Here is a 19,618-nt window from a genome sequence, read left to right on the forward strand (position 1 = left end):
GCGTCGACCCATACCATTGAAAGGTGCCCCTATGTCCTTTTCCAATCGACTGAAGATGTCGCGCCGCCAGTTTCTGGCCACCACGACTGCCAGCGCGGCCGCAATCACACTGCACCCGTTTTCCGCTTCGGCGGCCAACAATCAGGCGCATTTGCGGATCATGGAGACGACCGATATCCACGTTCACGTTTTTCCGTACGACTACTATGCGGATAAGCCGCGCGACACGGTTGGTCTTTCGCGCACCGCCTCGATCATCAATGAGATCCGCTCCGAAGCGACCAACTCGCTCTTGGTCGACAATGGTGACTTCTTGCAAGGCAACCCGATGGGCGACTACATCGCCTACGAACGCGGAATGAAGGAAGGCGACAGCCATCCAATCATCACTGCATTCAACACGGTCGGCTATGATGCTGCCACGCTGGGCAACCACGAATTCAACTACGGTCTTGAGTTTCTGGACAAGGCGCTTGCAGGCGCAGAGTTCCCAGTTGTTCTTGCCAACATCGCCAAGGAAAAGGGCGCAAACGCCCGCGAAGACACAACCCTGGTTCAGCCCTACGCCATTCTTGACCGCGAGATCGAGATGGGCGACGGCACCAAGCACCCGATCAAAATTGGCGTTATCGGCTTCACCCCGCCTCAGGTCATGAATTGGGACCGAAAGCACCTGGAAGGCAATGTCCAAGCGCGCGATATCATCGAAACCGCGCAAGCTTATGTGCCCGAAATGAAGGAACAGGGCTGCGACCTGATCATCGCGCTGTCGCATTCGGGGATTGGAGAAGCCGACCATGCGGACGGCATGGAGAATGCTTCGGTCGTTTTGGCAGGGGTCGATGGAATTGATACGCTCGTCACCGGTCACAATCACCTCGTGTTCCCGTCACCAACTTTTGAGGACCGTCCCGGTATCGACGTGGAAAATGGGACGCTTATGGGCAAACCTGCAGTGATGGGTGGTTTTTGGGGTTCACATCTGGGCTTGCTTGATCTGCTGCTTGAACGCGACGGGAACGAATGGCGCGTTGTGACCACGACGTCCGAGGCACGTCCGATCTCCAAACGCAACGAGGATCGTTCGATCACCGCACTGGTCGAAGATGATCAGACGGTTCTGGACTCGGTTGCGGCGGATCATGACGAAACGCTGGCCTATGTGCGCCGGGCCGTCGGCAAAACCTCGGCACCGCTGCACAGCTATTTTGCGCTGGTTGCGGATGATCCATCCGTGCAGATCGTTTCAATCGCGCAGCAATGGTATGTCGCGGAAATGTTGAAAGGCACAGAGCACGAGGGCCTGCCGATCCTGTCGGCGGCGGCCCCTTTCAAGGCGGGTGGCCGTGGCGGACCGGACTACTACACGGATGTTCCGGTGGGCGATGTCGCCATCAAAAACGTTGCCGATCTGTACCTTTACCCCAACACGGTGCGCGCCGTTCGGGTGAACGGAGCCCAAGTTCGCGGCTGGTTGGAACGCTCGGCCGGGATGTTCAATCAGGTCGAGGCGGGCTCGAAAGATGCAATCCTGCTAAACCCGGATTTCCCGTCCTACAACTTCGATGTCATGGATGGTGTGACATATCAAATCGATCTGTCACAGCCTTCGCGTTTCGGACCAAAGGGTGAGGAAGAAAACCCCGAAGCGGCACGGATCGTAAACCTTGAATTCAACGGCGCACCCGTCACCGACGATATGGAGTTCATCATTGCAACCAACAACTATCGCGCGTCTGGCGGTGGGTCTTTCCCCGGCGCATTGGGCGATACGATTGTTTTCGAAGCTCCTGATACCAACCGTGACGTCATCGTGCGCTACATCGTCGAACAAGGCACGATTGATCCCAAAGCCGATGCCAACTGGTCGTTTGCACCGCTCGAAGATACGACTGTTTTGTTTGAAACCGGCCCCAAAGCCCGTGACTACATCAGTGACGTAAAAGGCGTTTCAATCGAAGATGCCGGCGAAGGCGCCGAGGGGTTCGCCGCGTTCCGCATCAAACTTTAGGGTTTCGCCAACCAAAGCTCATAAAAAAATTGGCCGTCGGATGCTTAGGCATTCGGCGGCCAAACTTTGTCGAACCCATCCGAGGGTTCCGACCTAGTGCGTCAGAACCTGTTCCAGAAAATTCCTTGTTCTTTCGCTTTTCGGACTTTCGAAAAAGCTTTCCGGGTCATCTTCTTCGATGATCTCACCCGCGTCCATGAAGATCACGCGGTCCGCCACTTTACGCGCAAAACCCATTTCATGGGTGACGCAAATCATGGTCATGCCTTCCTGGGCCAGCGTCACCATGACGTCCAGAACCTCGCCGATCATCTCAGGATCAAGGGCCGAGGTCGGCTCGTCGAACAGCAAGATATCAGGCGTCATGCACAATGCGCGAGCAATCGCGACGCGCTGCTGTTGACCACCGGAAAGCTGGCCGGGGTATTTGGGCGCTTGATTGGCGATCTGTACTTTTTCCAGATACATCATCGCGGTCTCTTCCGCTTCGGCCTGCGGGATTTTACGCGCCAGCATCGGGGCCAGCGTGCAGTTTTCAAGGATTGTCATGTGCGGGAACAAGTTGAAGTGCTGAAACACCATCCCAACATCCTGCCGCAACTTGTCGATATTGGGGTCTTCGGCGCTTATCTCGTGGCCATTGATTTCGATCAGGCCAGACTGATGTTCTTCAAGCTGGTTGATCGTGCGGATCATGGTCGATTTGCCTGACCCTGATGGCCCGCAGACGACGATTTTCTCACCCCGTGTCACGGTGAGGTTGATGTCTTTCAGGGCGTGGAAATTACCATAGTATTTTTCGACATTGGTCAATTTGACCGCTGGCGTATCGGACATGGTGCGCCTCCCTTCAGGGTTTTATCGCTGCTGTGACGATGATCTCTACTTTCAGGACATCTCTTGCCAGCCGAGCCTCGCCGCAGGCACGCGCGGGGGCGTGACCCTCTGGCACCCAGGCATCCCAGACAGCGTTCATTTCTGCGAATTCCGCCATGTCGCGCAGCCAGACTATGGCTTGCAGAATATGCGCACGGTCAGAGCCCGCTTCGATCAGCAGGGCATCTATACGCGACAGACAGTCTTGGGTCTGCTCGGTAACGCTCTCTCCGGCTCCGACCTGTCCGCACAGGTAAACCACGCCGTTGTGTTTGACGATCTTCGACATTCTTGCGCCGGTATGCAGGCGTTCGATCATGACAGTAGTCCCCTGCCCTTCAGCGCATCTGATATCTCGTCCAATATGGCCGGATCATCGATGGCAGCGGGCATTTTGAACGCGGCGCTGTCTGCGATCTTCTGCATCGTGCCGCGCAGAACTTTGCCCGAGCGGGTCTTGGGCAGGCGCTTAACCGGGATGGCGGTTTTGAAAGCAGCGACCGCGCCGATCTGTTCCCGCATGAGCGCGACCAGCTCTTTCTCCAGCTCTGCCGCATCGCGGTTTGCGCCATCGTTGGTGACATAGAACCCCAGCGGCATCTGACCCTTCATCGCATCCGCTGCGCCGACGACGGCACATTCGGCGATGTCGGGGTGCGCACCGATCACCTCTTCCATCGCCCCGGTCGACAACCGGTGCCCGGCCACGTTGATGATGTCATCCGTGCGGGCCATTATGAAGACATAGCCGTCCTCGTCGATGATCCCGGCGTCCGAAGTGGCGTAGAATCCGGGGAACTCATTCATGTATGAGGTCAGAAACCGTTCAGGCGCGTTCCAGAGCGTCGGAAAGCCCGAAGGCGGCAGGGGCAACTTGCAGACGATGTTGCCAAGCGTGCCCGGTTCAACCTCGTGCCCTTCGTCATCCAGAACACGGATGTCATAACCGGGCATCGGTTTACCGGGTGAGCCGTACTTGACCGGAAGCTGCCCCAACCCCACCGGGTTGCCGGACATGGCCCAGCCGGTCTCGGTCTGCCACCAATGGTCAATCACCGGGCGCTTCAGCTTTTCTTCTGCCCATTGGATCGTTGCCGGGTCCGAGCGTTCGCCCGCCAGAAACTGCGTGCGGAATTTGGACAGGTTGTATTGTTCGATCAGAAGGCCCCTTGGGTCTTCCTTCTTGATCGCGCGAAAGGCCGTTGGTGCCGTGAAGAGCGCCGCGACCTGATGATCCTGAATGACACGCCAGAAAGCGCCCGCGTCCGGGGTGCCCACCGGTTTGCCCTCATAGACAACCGTGGCGCATCCGTGAAGCAGCGGGCCATAGCAGATATACGAATGTCCGACGACCCAGCCGACATCTGACGCAGCCCAGAATACTTCGCCCGGGTTCATGCCGTAATGGTGTTCCATCGTCCATTTCAGGGCGACCATATGGCCGCCATTGTCCCGCACCACGCCCTTGGGCTGGCCGGTGGTGCCGGATGTGTAGAGGATGTAAAGCGGATCGGTTGCAGCGACCGGCACGCATTCGGTGGTCTCCCCGGCGGCTTTCGCCTGACTGACCAGTTCGGCATAGTCCAGATCACGACCCGGGATCAGGTCGGCCCGCTCCATATCGCGTTGCAGGATCAGGCAGTGATCGGGTTTGGTCGCCGCTTCCGCGATGGCAGCATCCAGCAGGGGTTTGTAATGCACGATCCGTCCCGGCTCGATCCCGCAGGAGGCTGAGATGATCATCTTGGGTGCGGCATCATTGATCCGCGTCGCCAATTCATGCGGTGCAAAACCGCCGAACACAACCGAGTGGATCGCCCCCAAACGGGCACAGGCCAGCATCGCAAACACCGCCTGCGGCACCATCGGCATGTAGATGACAACGCGGTCGCCCTTGCCAACGCCATACGCACGCATGACAGAGGCCAGTGCGCCAACCTCTGCCTGTAACTCGGAAAAACTGAAGGCCTGAACTGTATCGGTGACCGGGCTGTCATAGATCAGCGCGGTACGCTCGCCATTCCCCGCCTCGACATGGCGATCAACACAGTTCCAGCATGTGTTGCACGTCGCGCCCGCAAACCAGCGGCCATAAACGCCCATCTCGGGATCGAACACCTTCTCGGCTGGTTTGAACCAGTCGATTTGTTCAGCCGCTTTGCCCCAGAACGCCTCGGGGTCTGCCTGCCAGCTTGCATATGCGTCCGCGTAGCTCATGACATCACGTAGTTCAGGCCAAGGCGGCCGCCATCGACATAGATCGTTTCGCCGGTGACGTAGCTGGCCTTTTTCGAGCACAGGAACGCCACCACATCCCCAACCTCGCGGGCCGTGCCAGAGCGACCCAGCGGTGTACGCGACATTGCCATTTTGAACGCTTCGGGGTTGGCGTTCACGCCCGCCATCATCTCGGTATCGATCGAGCCGGGACCCACGGCATTCACGCGGATGTTGTTCTTGGCCAATGCCAAGGCAGCGACTTTTGTCAGCTGCATGACACCGCCTTTTGAGGCGCAATAAGCCGGGATGGCCGGGATCGCGACCTGCGCATTGATCGACGACATGTTTACAATCGCGCCTTCGATCCCCTTTTCAACCATCGTCGCTGCGGCCCGCTGCATCGCCACAAATACACCGCGCAGATTGATATTCATCACGCGGTCAAAGGTATCCAGATCGTAGTCCAGAAAATTCCCCGGCATGGCGATACCCGCGTTGTTCACCAGGGCCGAGACCGGGCCATGCTCTGCTTCGATCGTGTCGAACAAAGCGCCGATGGCGTCCACGTCCCCCATATCGCAAATCATTCCAACACCACCCAGATCGGCGGCAGCCTTGTGAACGCTGTCCTGAATATCGACCAGAATGACCTTGTAGCCATCTTCGTTCAGCGCCTCGGCGCAGGCCAGTCCGATGCCTTGCGCAGCACCTGTTACAACTGCAATTGGAGCGTCAGCCATCTGCATTTATCCTTCGAATCCATAGTCATTCTTTGCCTGTTCGGCGGTGATGAACCCGGCGTCCAAATCTTGGGCCACCGCATCACGATCCCTTTGTTCCGGCGCGCCATAACCGCCGCCGCCCGGCAGGCTGAGCTTCAGGCGCTGGCCGTTCTTGATCAGTTGACGCCCCTTGGACCGCAGCGCCGACCCATCGGCCAGTTCCACCGCACCGGCGCCGCCCGCGAGTCCGCCATTGCGCCCACGCGCCGGGTTTTTCACCCGGTCGAACATGGCGTTGAAGTAAAAATCATACCCCGCACGCGGTTCAATCTCGATCGTCTGACCCAATCCGCCGCGCAGCGCCCCAGCGCCGCCGGATCCTTCGCGCAGATCTTTTCGCCAAACTGTTATTGGGCCGACATGCTCGGTCGCCTCAACGCTCATCGTGGATACGCCCGACGGGAAGGCCGTTGCGCTCAATCCGTCGAATTCCGGGCGTGCACCGGTGCCGCCCGAGTTGAACATCAGCACTTCTCGGTTCGGTAATCCGCTTTCAGGGTCCGAGGCGCGGGCAGATATCTGAATATTCCAAAGCGCGCTTGCGCCTTCCGCCGGAACTGTGTCGGGCATCGCCTTGTGCAATGCGCCCAGAACCACATCGGGCACCAGATGGCCCATCACATGACGCACGGACACGGGCGCGGGTCGTCTGGCCGCGAGGATGCAGCCCTCGGGTGCGGTGATCCGGAATGGCTCCAGCGAGCCGGTATTGTTCGGAACTTCCGGCGCGATTGCGCATTTAAGTGCATAGCAGGCATAGGCGCGGGTATAGACCTCGGGGCAGTTTACGCCAAAGCGGCTCATGCCCGAGGTTCCTTCAAAATCTGCGACTAGCTGATCGCCATCAATGTCCAGCGTCACTTCCATATGCACGGGCGCGTCATAGCCATCGACTTGCATCGTCTCATGATAGACACCCGAGGGCACTTTCGCGATGGCCTCCAGCGTTGCCTTGCGGCTGGTTTCGATGACGAAATCCGACAAGGATTGCAGGTCATCAATCCCGAACTCGTCCATCATTGCCTGCAACCGGCGATCCCCCGCCTCGTTACAGGCTGCCAGCGAGTACATATCGCCCACAGTCTGATCGGGCGTGCGCACATTGGCGCGGATCATCTCGATCAACAGGCGCTGAACCTGGCCACGCTCGGCAAACTTGGTGATCGGGATCAGCAGACCCTCTTCAAACACCTCGTTACCGTCTGGTCCAAAACCGCGCCCGCCGATATCGACCACATGCGCGGTACAGGCGAAGTAACCGATATGCGCGCCCTTGCGGAAAACCGGCGTGACAACGGTGATGTCGTGCAGGTGTCCGGTCCCCAACCACGGGTCGTTGGTGATGAAAACATCCCCTTCAAACGTGTTCTGCGGGCCGATTCGGGCGGCAAAATGCGTGACACTTTCGGCCATGGCATTGACGTGGCCTGGCGTCCCGGTCACCGCCTGTGCGATCATGCGACCCTCGCGGTCAAACAGACCCGCCGACAGATCGCCCGCCTCACGGACCGAGGTCGAAAACGCCGTGCGGATCAGCGTGGTGGCCTGTTCCTCAACAACCGCGATCAGGCGGTTCCACATGATCTGATGATCGATATCTGACGCGCCCATCGCTTAAGCCTCCTTCGCCAGCAACAGCAGACTTCCATCGCCTTGCCCCACCGCGCGATAGCCGGACGTGACAATCGTCGAGGTCTCGGATTCCACGATGATTGCAGGGCCTTCGACGGCCATGCCTGGCGTCATGTGCACCCGTTCAACCTCACGCGCTTCGACCGACTTGCGCAATGCGGCGTCAAAGAATTCGCGTGTGCGGGCGACTTCTGCAGCAGACCCACTCTGATGACCAACAACCGGTTCCGCGGCAGGCAAGACCGTTGATACGGTCAGCAGCCAATTCGTAATCTCAACCGCCAACCCATCAATCACCCGGCCAAACAGCGTGCGATAGGCATTTTCGAAAGCCGCAAGGATCAGAGATACATCACTGTCTTCAAACTGTTTATGCGGCAGCACAACCGGAATCTCCCAGCCCTGACCGGAATAGCGCATCTGCGCTGTCAGGCGGATTTCCGTGTCTGCGCCTTTAGCTCCTTCGTCCACAAACGCGCGCGCCTCGGCCTCCATCTCAATCAAGGCCGTATTCACGGCACCGGCGTCAAACTCATCCATGCGCTGGAACAGGCCGCGTGTCGCCTCAAAACTGAATGGCGCTTTCAGAAACCCGATGGCCGAGCCGACGCCCGCACCCGGCGGAATGATCAGCGCCTTGATCCCAAGCTTTTCACATTGGCGGCAAGCGTGTAGCGGAGCGCCGCCTCCGAAAGCGATCATCGTGAAATGCTCAATATCGCGCCCGTTCTCGACCGTATGAACCCGCGCTGCATTGGCCATGTTCTCGTCGACTAGTTCGGTGATACCAAAGGCAGCATCGCCTGCGGAGAGGTTCAGCTTTGCGGCGGCTTTCTCGGATTCTGCTGTGTGCAGCGGAATTGCACCCCCGGCAAAGTTGTCTGGGTCCAGTCGGCCCAACAGCAGGTTGGCATCGGTCACCGTGGGTTCCGTCCCGCCGCGCCCATAACAGGCAGGTCCGGGTTCAGATGCGGCAGAACGAGGCCCGACCTGAAGCCGACCCATGCTGTCGACAGACGCGATCGAACCGCCCCCGGCGCCGATTTCAACCATTTCGACCACAGGTGTCGAAACGGTCATGCCGGACCCTTTCTTAAAGCGATAGGTTCGGGCAACTTCAAAGGTATTTGCCGTTTTGGGCGCGCCCTCTTCGATCAGACAAATCTTGGCGGTTGTCCCGCCCATGTCGAAGCTGAGTACTTTGTCCAGCCCATGCGCTCGCGCGAAATCGGCGGCAAAAATCGCACCACCCGCCGGGCCAGATTCCAGTAGACGCACCGGCTGCTCTGCAGCGGTTTCGACCGAAATCAGTCCCCCACCGGAATGCAGCATGAAGACCGGCGCCATCACGCCGGTTTCGCGCAACCGCGACACCAACCGCCCGAGATAGTCGGCGACTTGCGGTTGCACATAGGCATTTGCAATCACGGTGTTGAAACGCGGCAACTCTCGCATCTGCGGGGATATCACCGAGGACAGAGAGATCGACAGGTCCGGCATCGCTGTGCGCAGCGCCTCACCCATCGCGACCTCATGCGAGTCGTTGGCATAAGCGTGCATCAAACCGACGGCGACGGCCTCGAACCCGCCCGCCCGGATGGTTTCCACCATCTTGTCGACTTCGGCCGGATCGAGCGCCAGCAGTACTTCGCCGTCAGCGCCCATCCGTTCGTTCAGAGTGAAACGATGCTGGCGCGGGACCAGCGGCTTGGGCAGGTTCAGGTTCAGATCATACTGCTCGAACCGGTTTTCCGAGCGCATCTCGATCACGTCCCGAAACCCTTCGGTGGTGATGAAGGCGGTCTTTGCCCCGCGCCGCTCGATCAGCGCGTTGGTGACCAGCGTCGTGCCATGTATGACTTGAGCAATCTCACCCAATGCAACGCCCGCCTGATCCGCCGCTTTGACAATCCCGTCCAGAATAGCTTGTTCCGGCTGACTGTAATTGGTCAGAACCTTGCAGGTAGACAGACCACCCGGATGCACAAGTGCCACATCTGTGAAGGTTCCGCCGATATCGACGCCGACGCGTATTTCTGAATTGCTCATGGGTCTCTTAAAGGCTCTTGAGGACTTGGTTGGCCGTGAAAGCCGTCTGGTAAAGGCGGGACATGATCGGGGCTGTTGGGACGGTCGATAATTCGGTCATCGGCAGGGGAAGCTCTGCAGGATCCATACCGGCAATCAGCTTGGCCATGCACTCACCAAAAATGGTTCCGGTGGTGATGCCGCGCCCGTTATACCCGATCGGCGTCAGCAGATTGGGGGCCAGTTGATAGATGCGCGGCAAGTGGTCCGGGGTCATGGCTATTTTGCCGTGCCACGCTTCTTCAAACTCCACCGGTCCCAGCTCTGGGAAAAGGCGCGCCAGTTGTTTCTTGGCCCAACGGTGCGACAACCCGCGACCGACCGATCCGACAACAGTCCCCATAGACCCTATCACCAGTCGATCATGTGCGTCGCGGCGGATACTGAACATGATCTGACCCGTGTCCCAAACCCCCTGACGGCCCGGAAGGATATGGGCCATATCTGCTTTCAGTGGTTTCGTTGCCAGCTGGAAATAGCGGATCATGGTAAAGACGCGGCTCAGGTTCGGCCACAGGGTATCGCTGTAGGCATTTGTGCCCAGAACAACATATTTGGCGCGCACCGTGCCCTTGTCTGTTTCAACGATCCAATCCTGACCATCGCGGCGCAGGTTGGTCGCCCGAACACCCGTGGTGATCGTCGCGCCCGCGCTTTTGGCTGCACGCGCCAACCCCCGGCAATAGCCCATTGGGTTGATCGTCCCCGCCCGATGATCCAGCAGACCGCCGTGAAACACGTTTGTCCCGGTCTTTTCGACCATTTCCTCTGCCGAAAGCAGATCAACCGGCTCACCCAGCCGCGCCCATTCGGCGTGACGTGCCTGCAAGTCCTTGAAACCCGACGGCGCATGGGCGGCATGAATGGTTCCGGTCTTGGTCACTTCGCACCGGATTTGGTGCTTTTCGATCAGATCAAAGACCTGAGCGGGGCCATCCCCAAATCGCTTGATAAAGCGCGGACCATATGTGTCGCCCAGCTTTTTGCGAACAGCCGCTGGCGGGTGCCAGACACCTGCATTGACCAGACCTACATTCCGGCCCGACCCACCAAAGCCGATATGCTTGGCCTCAAGCACATGCGCGTCCAACCCTTGCTCAGCACAATGAAGCGCCGTCGACAAACCCGTGAAGCCACCGCCAACAATTGCGACATCCGTTTCCGCATCACCCGTCATGGGGTTGCGAAGATCCGGCTCTTCGGCGGATAAGTCCCAAAGAGAGATCGGGCTGTCTGGGTTCATACGCGGGCACCCTCTTGGTTGGTAAAGGTCACGCTCGGCAACCAGCGAGTCATATGGCTTACGTTGCAACGATCTGACTTTTGTGTCAATATATGAAAAGAGTGTTTTATATAGCGGAACATACGAAATGACTCAGCTCAAGAAAACGGCGGCCCAGATGGTTCAAGAGGCGCGTGACCGTATCGAAGAAATCGAAACACCTGATCTGATTGGGATGGTTGATGACCCCAATGTGGTCATCGTCGATATCCGGGACGTGCGCGAGCGTCAGAGGACCGGTTTCATTCCGGGCAGTTTCCATGCACCGCGCGGCATGATTGAATTCTGGGTCGATCCGGACAGCCCCTACCATAAAGACATCTTTGCGCAGGATGGAAAGAAGTTCGTGTTTCACTGCGCGTCTGGATGGCGTTCAGCGCTGACGGTCGCGACGTTGCAGGATATGGGCTTTGAAGCGGCACATCTGAAGGATGGCTTCGGATCGTGGGAAAAATCGGGTGGGCCAGTCGAGAAGAAGGACTAGGCGAAAAACCCGGCCGCGCCTCAAAGCTGGCGCAGCTTTTGCGTCACGCCCTCAGCGGCGTGATGCACCAGCATTCCCAACCTGTCTTCGCCACCTTCAGCCATGTTGATATCCGGCAACGAGATTCCAAGCGCAGCGATTGCCTCGCCATCGGGTAACAGAATGGATGCGCCGAAGCTCAGGATGCGATCACGAAACTCCCCACGATCAAAGGCATAACCCTGTTTGCGGGTCTCTGCGACATCAGCGCTCACTTCGTCCAGCGTTGTCAGAGTTTTGTCGGTGTATCGTGCCAGTTGACCATCCAGCTTGTCCCGCAGTTGTTCAAAGTTGCTCGACAGGATGGCTTTGCCGGTACCTACGCAATGTATTGGGGCACTTCCACCAACTGGGTTCCAGGACCGGATCGGCTTTAGGCTTTCAACCTTGTCGATATAGATGACGTTCAACCCCTCGGGCACCGCGAGGTAGATCGCTTCACCAGTCTCCTGGCTCAAAAACGCCATCTCGGGCGCAGCGACCGCGCGCAGGTTCAGATTTTCGACCGAGCTTCGCCCGACCTGCCACGTCTTCAGGGTGGCGGCATAGGTCTTGTCATCAAGGTGTTTGACATAACCAAGCGTGATCAAGGTCTGCAACAAGCGAAACGTGTTGGATTTGGTCAGCTCAAGTTCGCGGGACAATTCCGTGACACCTTTGCTGCCTTGATGCGCCGCGAGGTTTTCGAGAATGGCCAGCCCTTTGGACAAGGTCGAGTCCACCTTTGGGGCTTTGGGTGCTTCACTCACTGATCGTCCTTTCCTCGCAACTTGTTCTGTATAACAGAACGCGAAACCTCTTCAAATTTTGGTTGGTCATGAACGGTCAGCTCGGGCACCTCACCTTCAAAACGGCGCAAATCCACCGTTGTCGAATGTGACGCGGGGCTTTGCGTCAGGCTTGATGTGCGCAGATCATGGGTCAGCGCATTTGGGTTGCCGTGTCGGTCACGCTCTTGCGGGGCGTCATAGTCGGGGTCGTACCAGGCTCCGGTCCAGAGAAAAATACAGCCTTTCAGAATATGGGGCGTCACTCGGGCCCCGGCCAGACACCGCCCGCGATCGTTGAAAAGCTCGACAACATCACCATCCACAATCCCTCTTGCAGAGGCATCTTCGGGGTGGATCAGAACCGGTTCACGTCCCTGCACCTTCCGGCTGAGGCTGTAGTCACCATTATCCAGTTGCGAATGCAGCCGCGTGCCGGGCTGACCCGACAGCAGAAAAAGAGGATGCGTGCCAGCGGAGTAGTCGCGCGGAGCGAACCACGTCGGGTGTCCGTAACAGTCATCCAAACCCAGGCTAGCAATCTGTTCAGAGAATATTTCGATCCGACCGCTTGGTGTCGGCAGCGGGTTCGCATCCGGGTCATTCCGAAAATCGGCCATGAAGACTTGCTGCGGGGATGGGTCGCGCAGCTCTACAACATCTCCATTGATAAAGGCCTCCCAATCCGGCAACTGCTCACCGCTTGCCAGCGCGGCCTCTTGCGTTTGTGCCCAAATGCGACGCAACCAACCGTCACGGTCCAGCCCATCGGTGAACTGGTCCGCATGTCCCATGCGTCGGGCGAGATCGGCATAAATATCAAACTCGATCCGCGCTTCGCCAGGTGGCGCTGCATTTGCGGGCATGGGCACCAATGCGTTGTCTGACTTGCCGCCACCAAAATCTGTGCGCTCTTGCGGTGCAGCCACTGGCAGAACGATATCCGCGTGGCGCGCCGTTGCCGTCCAGTTCAACTCGTTCACGATCACCGTTTCGGGACGTTGAAACGCCTGGTGGAGGCGCCGCAGGTCCTGATGGTGGTGAAAGGGGTTGCCACCTGCCCACCAGATCATCCGGATATCAGGGAAAACGCGGGCTTCGCCGTTGTATTGATACTCGGATCCCGGGTTCAAAAGCATGTCAGAGATCATCGCCACCGGGATGAAATCAGAAACCGGGTTCTTGCCCTGCGGTAATGTCCCCCAGCGGAACGGGCGTTCAATGTTGCCGATATTGGCATTTACACCATAGCCGACCGTATACCCGCCGCCCGGCAGTCCGATCTGCCCCAGCATCGCCGCCAGCGTGACGGTCATCCACAGCGGCTGTTCACCATAGTCGGCCCGCTGAAGCGCGGCAGCACAGGTGATCATCGTCCGACCCGCAGCCATTTCCCGCGCCAACGAGGTCACGCGCTCGGCGGGAACGCCGGAGAGCGATGCGGCCCAATCGGCGGACTTTACGACCCCGTCGGTTTCTCCTTTCAAATAGGCCGCGAGTTTGTAGAACCCGACGGTATAGCGATCGAGAAATTGGGTATCCTGCAGTCCTTCCGCCAGCAGAGTATGCGCCAATCCCATCATGACCGCGGTATCCGTGCCGGGCTTTGGTGGCACCCATTCCGCCCCGATCTCGTCAGCGGCATCGGTTCTCAGGGGGCTGAAATTCACGAATTTCACACCAGCCTCAGCGCAGGCTTTCAGGTTGTCCATCATCCTGTGACGCGCCACACCACCATCGCTGACCTGTGTGTTTCGCGTTGCCATGCCCCCAAACATGACCACCAGATCGCTGTGCTTGGCAACAACGGGCCAGCGGGTCGCCTGCGCCACATGGGTTCTGAACGGACCGACGATGTGCGGCATCAGCACCAGTGCGGCATTATAGCTGTAATTACCCTCTGAGCGCACAAACCCACCCTGCCCGTTCAAAAAGCGTTTGAGCTGGCTTTGCGCATGATGAAAACGGCCGGCGCTGGACCAACCGTATGACCCTGCATAAATCGCAGTGTTGCCATAGGATCCGCGCACGCGCGTCAATTCCGCGGCAACGAGATCCAGTGCATCATCCCAACTGACTTCGACAAAGCTGTCACGCCCGCGCGTGCCGCTACCCTCCAGCCACCCGCGTCGTATGGCGGGACGCAGAACGCGCGCGCGCCCGTTCAGACTGGACGCGATATTTCGGTTGATCTCGGACGGATTGGGATCGTTCGGATGCGGGTGGACCGCCACCAGTTTGCCATTTCTGGTTTCGGAAATACCAGCGCCCCAATGATTTCCTGTCAGGGTCCGGGATGAGTCTGCGGTCACGTTTTTGTTCCGTTATGTAAAATCTGTTTTCCAAATATTGACACAACATCGGCAGGCTGTCATCATGCCTTCCGACATTAAAGGGCACAAAAGTGCAGAACACTCCACTCAATTTATCAGACTGCCTGGTGCACGATGGCAGACCCGATCGCGTCGAGGGGCGGCATGTCAATATGCCCATCGAACTCGGCTCGACGATGGTATTCGACACCTTGTCCGAGTTCGAGGCCGCGCGCGATGCGCGATACGAAAGCGGCACGCTTTATTACGGGCGCTACGGCAACGCCGCGACGCATAAGCTGGAGCAGATGCTCGCAAAGCTCGAAGGTGCTGATGCGATCACGCTGACCTCTTCAGGCGTGGCCGCGATTACCACCACCTTGATGGCCCTGACCCGTCCCGGAAGTCATCTGTTGGTTGCGGACAATGTGTATGGCAACACGCGCGCGTTTTGTGACGGCCTTTTGACTCAGCAAGGGGTTCAGGTCGAATATTTCGATCCTATGATCGGCAGCGCCATCCGTGATCTGATACGCGAAGACACCGCTGCCATAATGTTCGAAAGTCCCGGATCGGGAACTTTTGAGATGCCCGATATTCGAGCCATCGCCGCAGCAGGAAAATCGGCAAACGTGCCGACGATTCTGGACAACACCTGGGGCACGCCCGTGTTTAGCCAGCCCATTGCCCTCGGCGTCGATATCGTCGTCTATTCCGGCAGCAAGTACATCTCGGGCCATTCCGATTGCATGCTGGGGATCACCGCAAGTAGCGCGACCTATGCAAAGGTCATTCGCAAGGCGGTGATGCAGATCGGCGATAAAACCGGGGGTCAGGAAATACTGCTGGCACTGCGCGGCCTCAGAACGCTGAAACTGCGGATGGAGCATATCGACGCCGCGGGTCGTGAGATGGCGCTTTGGTTTGCGGATCAGCCGCAAGTGAAAACCGTTTTGCATCCCGCCCTGCCCTCGTGCCCCGGGCACGAGAACTGGGCGCGTGACTTTACCGGGGCGGCGGGCCTGTTTGGCGTGGTGTTTCATGCAAGCAGCCAACGCTCTGTACGCGCATTTGTTGATGCGCTGCATCATTTCGGGATCGGCGTGAGCTGGGGCGGGTACGAAAGCCTTGTCCTGCCCGTCACGCCCGTTCGTACGGCAACAGAATGGTCGGAGACCGGCCAGCTTGTCCGCTTCAATATCGGGTTGGAGGATGTTGAGAGTCTGAAATCAGACCTCGCAAATGCCCTCCCCCTGCTTGACCAATAAGGATTCAGAATGCGCAACAAGATCGATCATTTTGCCATCGGTGCCGATACTTTGGCACAGGGCGTGTCTGCGATGAAAGACGCGCTGGGTGTCGACATTCCTCAAGGGTCCAAGCACGATGCGATGAGCACGCATAACTGCGTGATGCAGGCCGGAAACGAAAGCTTTTTCGAGCTTATCGCAATCGACCCCGACGCCCCTGAACCGGGGCGCACGCGCTGGTTCTCGCTCGACGATCAGGCCACTCAGGCGCGTTTGAAGGAACGCCCGCGTGCGCTATGCTGGGTGGTCAACACCGACGATCTGGATGCTGTGATCGCGTCCAGCCCTATTGATCTGGGTGAAGTTGTGAATTTCCGGCGGGGCGACCGCACTTGGCGTCTGACCGTCCCCAAAGATGGTCATTTGCCTGAAAATGGCTTGCTGCCCGCATTCATCGAATGGTCGCCCGGCCCGCATCCGTCAACCGGACAGCAGAACCTAGGTGTGACTTTGTCCAAAGTGCAAATCCAGACGCCGGACCCTGAGCGCCTGAAAGAGATGTTCGAGACATTGCAGATTTCGCACTTGGCCGAGATCGCTGAGGGGCCAACTGCGCTTTCTTTTGTACTGGACAGCCCGAAGGGGTCAGTGACAATCGACTAACGAAGAGGTGTTTCATGACGATCCCAAAGGTTGATCTAACGCAAAGGCCTGACGTAACGGGTTTTTTCGATCCGGGATCGAACACGATCACCTATGTTGTGCGCGACCCGACCTCGACAGCCTGCGCTATCATTGATCCAGTCATGGAGTTTGACCTGGCTGCCGGGCGTCTGACCTTTGAAAGCGCCGATCAGATCATCGCCTACATCGGCGAAAACAAACTGACGCTTGAATGGATAATCGAAACGCATGTGCATGCCGACCACCTCTCGGCCGCGCCTTACTTGCAGCAGAAACTGGGCGGCAAAATCGGTATTGGCGAGCATGTTCAGACCGTTCAGGATACGTTTGGCAAAATCTTCAACGAAGGAACCGAGTTTCAACGAGACGGGTCCCAGTTCGATGTTTTGTTCTCGGATGGCGCGACCTACCAACTGGGAAGCCTCTCGTGCTTTGCACTGCACACGCCGGGACATACACCCGCTTGCATGGTGCACGTCATCGGCGATGCGGTTTTCGTAGGTGATACCCTTTTCATGCCGGATGGCGGGTCTGCGCGCGCTGACTTTCCGGGCGGGGATGCGGGCCAGTTGTACGATTCAATCCAGCGGGTCCTTTCGATGCCGGACGAGATGAGGCTGTTTATCTGCCATGACTACGGCCCCGGTGGGCGCGCCATTGCGTGGGAAACCACGATTGGCGAACAAAAGGCCAAAAACATCCATGTCGGCGAGGGAAAGACACGGGACGAGTTCATCAAGTTCCGCACGGAACGGGACGCGCAACTGGCAGTTCCAAAGCTCATTTTGCCATCGCTTCAGGTCAACATGCGCGCAGGCGAAGTGCCCGAGGACCCGGACGGCAACATGATGCTAAAGACCCCAATCAATAAACTCTGACCGTCACGAAAAACCGCCCATCCGGCTTCAGATGGGCGGTTGCTTGTGCAGGCGCGGAGAAGGGAGGTCGAGGAGAGATTACCGCTCTGCAACTTTCATGCGCCGCTTCAGGTATTCGCCGTATTGGCCAAGGCCAAACAGGAAGACCCAGTAGATAGCAGCCACAAAGGCAAGCACTTCGATGTAATAAGGTGCCCACTCGCCCGTACCGAACGCGGCATTGGCCGAAGCAAGAATATCGAAGAACCCAATGATGATCACGATCGCGGTTTCCTTGAAGGTCACGACCACGTTGTTGACCGTTGCGGGCAGCGCGTGGCGGAATACCTGCGGCAACACGATGCGCCCAAGGATTTGCCAGTACGTCAGACCCAGCGCTTTGCCCGCTTCGAACTGACCTTTTGGAATGGCCTGAAATCCGCCTCGTAACACTTCGGCCTGGTAGCAGGCAAAGAACAGGCCAAAAGCGATGATCACGCGCCAGATTTTGTCCCCCTCCAGCCAGCTGGGCAGCAGGATCGGGATTACGACCGCGGCTGTGAACAGTGTTGTCAGCAACGGCAAAGATCGGATCAGGTCAATCACCAACGAGGCGAACCCACGCACCACGGGCATTTCTGACCGCCGCATCAGCGCCAGCCCAAGCCCCATCGGCATCCCGATCAGTACAACGCTCGAGAACAGGAACAGGGTCAGGGCAAGTCCACCCCATTGGTCGGTCGTCACCTGCGGCAGGCCCAGCAGGCTGCCCTCCATCAGCAGGTAATAGATCGCAAATCCCGCAATCCAGATCGTCGACAGGCGCTTGGCTGTCCACGTCCACGGGAAACAGGAAATCACCACAGTGCCGATGATCGACAGGCACGCCAGGGTAGAACGCCAATGTTCGTCGTACGGATAAAGGCCGAACAGGATCAGCCGGTGCCGGGCGTCGATGACCGACCAGCAAGCGCCACCATGGCCGCATTGCTCGACATCATCAGCGCTCCACACCGCGTTGAGGATGCCCCAGTTCAGCGCCTGCCAGACCAACCACGCAAGACCTGCGAAGACGATCACGGTGATAACCGAGTCTGTCGGCGAGGCAAAAGAACGGCGGCGAAACCGCTGCCAGTCGAATTTCTTGGAAACCATCGCGTCAGCCATATCAATGCGCCTTGAGTTTGAGGCTTTCGTTCAGCCAATTGATGAACTGCGCAATCGAGAAATTCACCAACAGAAACGCGCCCATGAGGATGGCAATCAATTCCAGAGTCTGCCCGGATTGCGTGATTGACGTAGAGACGATGTAGAACAGGTCGGAAAAGCCGATGGCGACCCCGATGGTTGTGGCTTTCATGATGAAAATCCACTGATTGCCCAGCGGCGGGATGATCGTGCGTAGCGCCATCGGCATCTTGATCCGCGCCCAGATCGCGCGTTGCGTCAGACCCAGCGCCTCGCCCGCCTCGATCAGACCCTTGGGGACTTCGGCCAGCCCGCCGCGAACCACCTCGGCGATATAGGCCGAGCCATAGAGCGTGATCGCGATGATCATCACCAGCAGCTCTGGTGAGATGGTCAATCCACCAACAAAGCGCAGCCCCTTGAGTTCGGGCCAGGAAATCGCGCTCTCACCCGCTGGGACTGTCAGGCCCGTCGCGATCAGCACCATGAAGAAGCCCAGGCCAATCAGGGCCAGCACGATCTTGATGACGCTGATTTTCATACGCGCCATGAGAAACGCGGCTGCGATCAAAACAAGGACCATCACCAGCGCAACGGTCAGTGACACGTTCAACAGCGGGATCATCAAGCCGCGGTTCGACAAGAAGATCGCATCGCCAAGGCTCATCGCCTGCCGCGGGCCCGGCAGGTGGATCACGATAGCGTACCAGAAAATCCCCTGAAGTATCAGCGGAATGTTTCGGAAGGTCTGGATATAGACAGTGGCTGCGGTCTTAAGCGCCGGGTTTCGCGCATCGCGGAAAGTACCGATGAGGAAGCCAAAGATCGTGGACAATACGATTGTCAGCAGACCCAGAAAAACCGTGTTCAAAAACCCGATGGTCAGGGTTCGGGCATAGCTGTCGTTGATGTCTCGGTCGATCAGTGAGAAGGAGTACGACCAACCGGTGGAGCGTTCGAGAAACCCAAAACCACTGGCAAGCCCCAAAGCATTGAGATTGACCTGAGCACTCTGGATGGCGCTGATAATGATAAGCGCCGAAAAAACAATCAACGCGCTTTGTATGATCAGCTTACGCCGATTGGCGCGCGCCTTGAGTGCGGATGCGTCCATGGGTCAGATCTTTTGCTTTGAAGGGCGTTTCG

16 protein-coding genes are annotated in these 19,618 nt (G+C 58.1%); 5 read left to right on the forward strand and 11 right to left on the reverse strand.

Going from position 1 to position 19,618, the window contains the following annotated elements; all coding sequences use genetic code 11:
• The first annotated feature begins 31 nt into the window (after window positions 1–31).
• Window positions 32–2,011, forward strand: coding sequence for a bifunctional 2',3'-cyclic-nucleotide 2'-phosphodiesterase/3'-nucleotidase (locus RA28_RS09265; protein WP_039527093.1), 1,980 nt, complete (start codon window positions 32–34; stop codon window positions 2,009–2,011).
• Window positions 2,012–2,104: 93 nt separating this feature from the next.
• Here RA28_RS09265 and RA28_RS09270 read toward each other — a convergent pair whose 3' ends face one another.
• The 7 genes from RA28_RS09270 to RA28_RS09300 are packed head-to-tail and all read right to left on the reverse strand — an operon-like array spanning window position 2,105 to window position 10,921.
• Window positions 2,105–2,848: an amino acid ABC transporter ATP-binding protein gene (locus RA28_RS09270; RefSeq protein ID WP_039527095.1), complete on the reverse strand. Its 744-nt coding sequence runs from the start codon at window positions 2,846–2,848 to the stop codon at window positions 2,105–2,107.
• Between the two features lie 13 nt (window positions 2,849–2,861).
• Window positions 2,862–3,206: a RidA family protein gene (locus RA28_RS09275; protein WP_039527097.1), complete on the reverse strand. Its 345-nt coding sequence runs from the start codon at window positions 3,204–3,206 to the stop codon at window positions 2,862–2,864.
• Window positions 3,203–5,104 (reverse strand): propionyl-CoA synthetase, encoded by a 1,902-nt coding sequence (locus RA28_RS09280; RefSeq protein WP_039527099.1) that lies wholly within the window; start codon window positions 5,102–5,104, stop codon window positions 3,203–3,205. The genes RA28_RS09275 and RA28_RS09280 overlap by 4 nt, the downstream gene beginning before the upstream one ends.
• A complete protein-coding gene (locus tag RA28_RS09285) occupies window positions 5,101–5,847 on the reverse strand; it encodes an SDR family NAD(P)-dependent oxidoreductase (protein ID WP_039527801.1) in 747 nt (248 codons plus the stop codon). The genes RA28_RS09280 and RA28_RS09285 overlap by 4 nt, the downstream gene beginning before the upstream one ends.
• A 6-nt stretch (window positions 5,848–5,853) precedes the next feature.
• Window positions 5,854–7,500, reverse strand: coding sequence for a hydantoinase B/oxoprolinase family protein (locus RA28_RS09290; protein ID WP_039527101.1), 1,647 nt, complete (start codon window positions 7,498–7,500; stop codon window positions 5,854–5,856).
• A gap of 3 nt (window positions 7,501–7,503) precedes the next feature.
• A complete protein-coding gene (locus RA28_RS09295) occupies window positions 7,504–9,570 on the reverse strand; it encodes a hydantoinase/oxoprolinase family protein (RefSeq protein WP_039527103.1) in 2,067 nt (688 codons plus the stop codon).
• Between the two features lie 7 nt (window positions 9,571–9,577).
• Entirely contained in the window at window positions 9,578–10,921 is a 1,344-nt protein-coding gene (locus RA28_RS09300) for an NAD(P)/FAD-dependent oxidoreductase (RefSeq protein WP_241481095.1), read from the reverse strand.
• Window positions 10,922–10,979: 58 nt separating this feature from the next.
• Between RA28_RS09300 and RA28_RS09305 the strand changes: the two genes are divergently transcribed.
• Complete coding sequence (locus RA28_RS09305) at window positions 10,980–11,375, forward strand: rhodanese-like domain-containing protein (protein ID WP_039527106.1); 396 nt, start codon at window positions 10,980–10,982, stop codon at window positions 11,373–11,375.
• 20 nt (window positions 11,376–11,395) lie between these two features.
• Here the strand turns inward: RA28_RS09305 and RA28_RS09310 are convergent, their stop codons facing one another.
• Together RA28_RS09310 and RA28_RS09315 are read right to left on the reverse strand one after the other, a co-directional pair.
• Window positions 11,396–12,163: an IclR family transcriptional regulator gene (locus tag RA28_RS09310; RefSeq protein ID WP_052261385.1), complete on the reverse strand. Its 768-nt coding sequence runs from the start codon at window positions 12,161–12,163 to the stop codon at window positions 11,396–11,398.
• Window positions 12,160–14,493 (reverse strand): molybdopterin-dependent oxidoreductase, encoded by a 2,334-nt coding sequence (locus RA28_RS09315; RefSeq protein WP_052261386.1) that lies wholly within the window; start codon window positions 14,491–14,493, stop codon window positions 12,160–12,162. The genes RA28_RS09310 and RA28_RS09315 overlap by 4 nt, the downstream gene beginning before the upstream one ends.
• A 128-nt stretch (window positions 14,494–14,621) precedes the next feature.
• Here RA28_RS09315 and metC point away from each other — a divergent pair, with 128 nt between their 5' ends.
• Genes metC through RA28_RS09330 form a run of 3 tightly spaced genes read left to right on the forward strand, consistent with a single transcriptional unit; the run spans window position 14,622 to window position 17,305 of the window.
• A complete protein-coding gene (metC, locus tag RA28_RS09320) occupies window positions 14,622–15,761 on the forward strand; it encodes a cystathionine beta-lyase (RefSeq protein ID WP_052261387.1) in 1,140 nt (379 codons plus the stop codon).
• Between the two features lie 9 nt (window positions 15,762–15,770).
• A complete protein-coding gene (locus RA28_RS09325; RefSeq protein ID WP_052261388.1) occupies window positions 15,771–16,406 on the forward strand; it encodes a VOC family protein in 636 nt (211 codons plus the stop codon).
• A 14-nt stretch (window positions 16,407–16,420) separates the two neighbouring features.
• Window positions 16,421–17,305, forward strand: coding sequence for an MBL fold metallo-hydrolase (locus tag RA28_RS09330; protein WP_039527110.1), 885 nt, complete (start codon window positions 16,421–16,423; stop codon window positions 17,303–17,305).
• 78 nt (window positions 17,306–17,383) lie between these two features.
• Here RA28_RS09330 and RA28_RS09335 read toward each other — a convergent pair whose 3' ends face one another.
• Window positions 17,384–18,451 (reverse strand): amino acid ABC transporter permease, encoded by a 1,068-nt coding sequence (locus RA28_RS09335; RefSeq protein WP_052261389.1) that lies wholly within the window; start codon window positions 18,449–18,451, stop codon window positions 17,384–17,386.
• 1 nt (window position 18,452) lies between these two features.
• Window positions 18,453–19,586 (reverse strand): ABC transporter permease subunit, encoded by a 1,134-nt coding sequence (locus tag RA28_RS09340; RefSeq protein ID WP_039527112.1) that lies wholly within the window; start codon window positions 19,584–19,586, stop codon window positions 18,453–18,455.
• Window positions 19,587–19,618 lie beyond the last annotated feature (32 nt).

Source organism: Ruegeria sp. ANG-S4 (assembly GCF_000814005.1).
Classification (GTDB): domain Bacteria; phylum Pseudomonadota; class Alphaproteobacteria; order Rhodobacterales; family Rhodobacteraceae; genus Ruegeria.

Coding starts and splice junctions, on each gene's coding strand:
- RA28_RS09335 (WP_052261389.1), bottom strand. CDS start 18,451: ATGGCTGACGCGATGGTTTCCAAGAAATTCGACTGGCAGCGGTTTCGC.
- RA28_RS09295 (WP_039527103.1), bottom strand. CDS start 9,570: ATGAGCAATTCAGAAATACGCGTCGGCGTCGATATCGGCGGAACCTTC.
- RA28_RS09330 (WP_039527110.1), top strand. CDS start 16,421: ATGACGATCCCAAAGGTTGATCTAACGCAAAGGCCTGACGTAACGGGT.
- RA28_RS09340 (WP_039527112.1), bottom strand. CDS start 19,586: ATGGACGCATCCGCACTCAAGGCGCGCGCCAATCGGCGTAAGCTGATC.
- RA28_RS09285 (WP_039527801.1), bottom strand. CDS start 5,847: ATGGCTGACGCTCCAATTGCAGTTGTAACAGGTGCTGCGCAAGGCATC.
- RA28_RS09280 (WP_039527099.1), bottom strand. CDS start 5,104: ATGAGCTACGCGGACGCATATGCAAGCTGGCAGGCAGACCCCGAGGCG.
- RA28_RS09325 (WP_052261388.1), top strand. CDS start 15,771: ATGCGCAACAAGATCGATCATTTTGCCATCGGTGCCGATACTTTGGCA.
- RA28_RS09290 (WP_039527101.1), bottom strand. CDS start 7,500: ATGGGCGCGTCAGATATCGATCATCAGATCATGTGGAACCGCCTGATC.
- RA28_RS09270 (WP_039527095.1), bottom strand. CDS start 2,848: ATGTCCGATACGCCAGCGGTCAAATTGACCAATGTCGAAAAATACTAT.
- RA28_RS09305 (WP_039527106.1), top strand. CDS start 10,980: ATGACTCAGCTCAAGAAAACGGCGGCCCAGATGGTTCAAGAGGCGCGT.
- RA28_RS09275 (WP_039527097.1), bottom strand. CDS start 3,206: ATGATCGAACGCCTGCATACCGGCGCAAGAATGTCGAAGATCGTCAAA.
- RA28_RS09265 (WP_039527093.1), top strand. CDS start 32: ATGTCCTTTTCCAATCGACTGAAGATGTCGCGCCGCCAGTTTCTGGCC.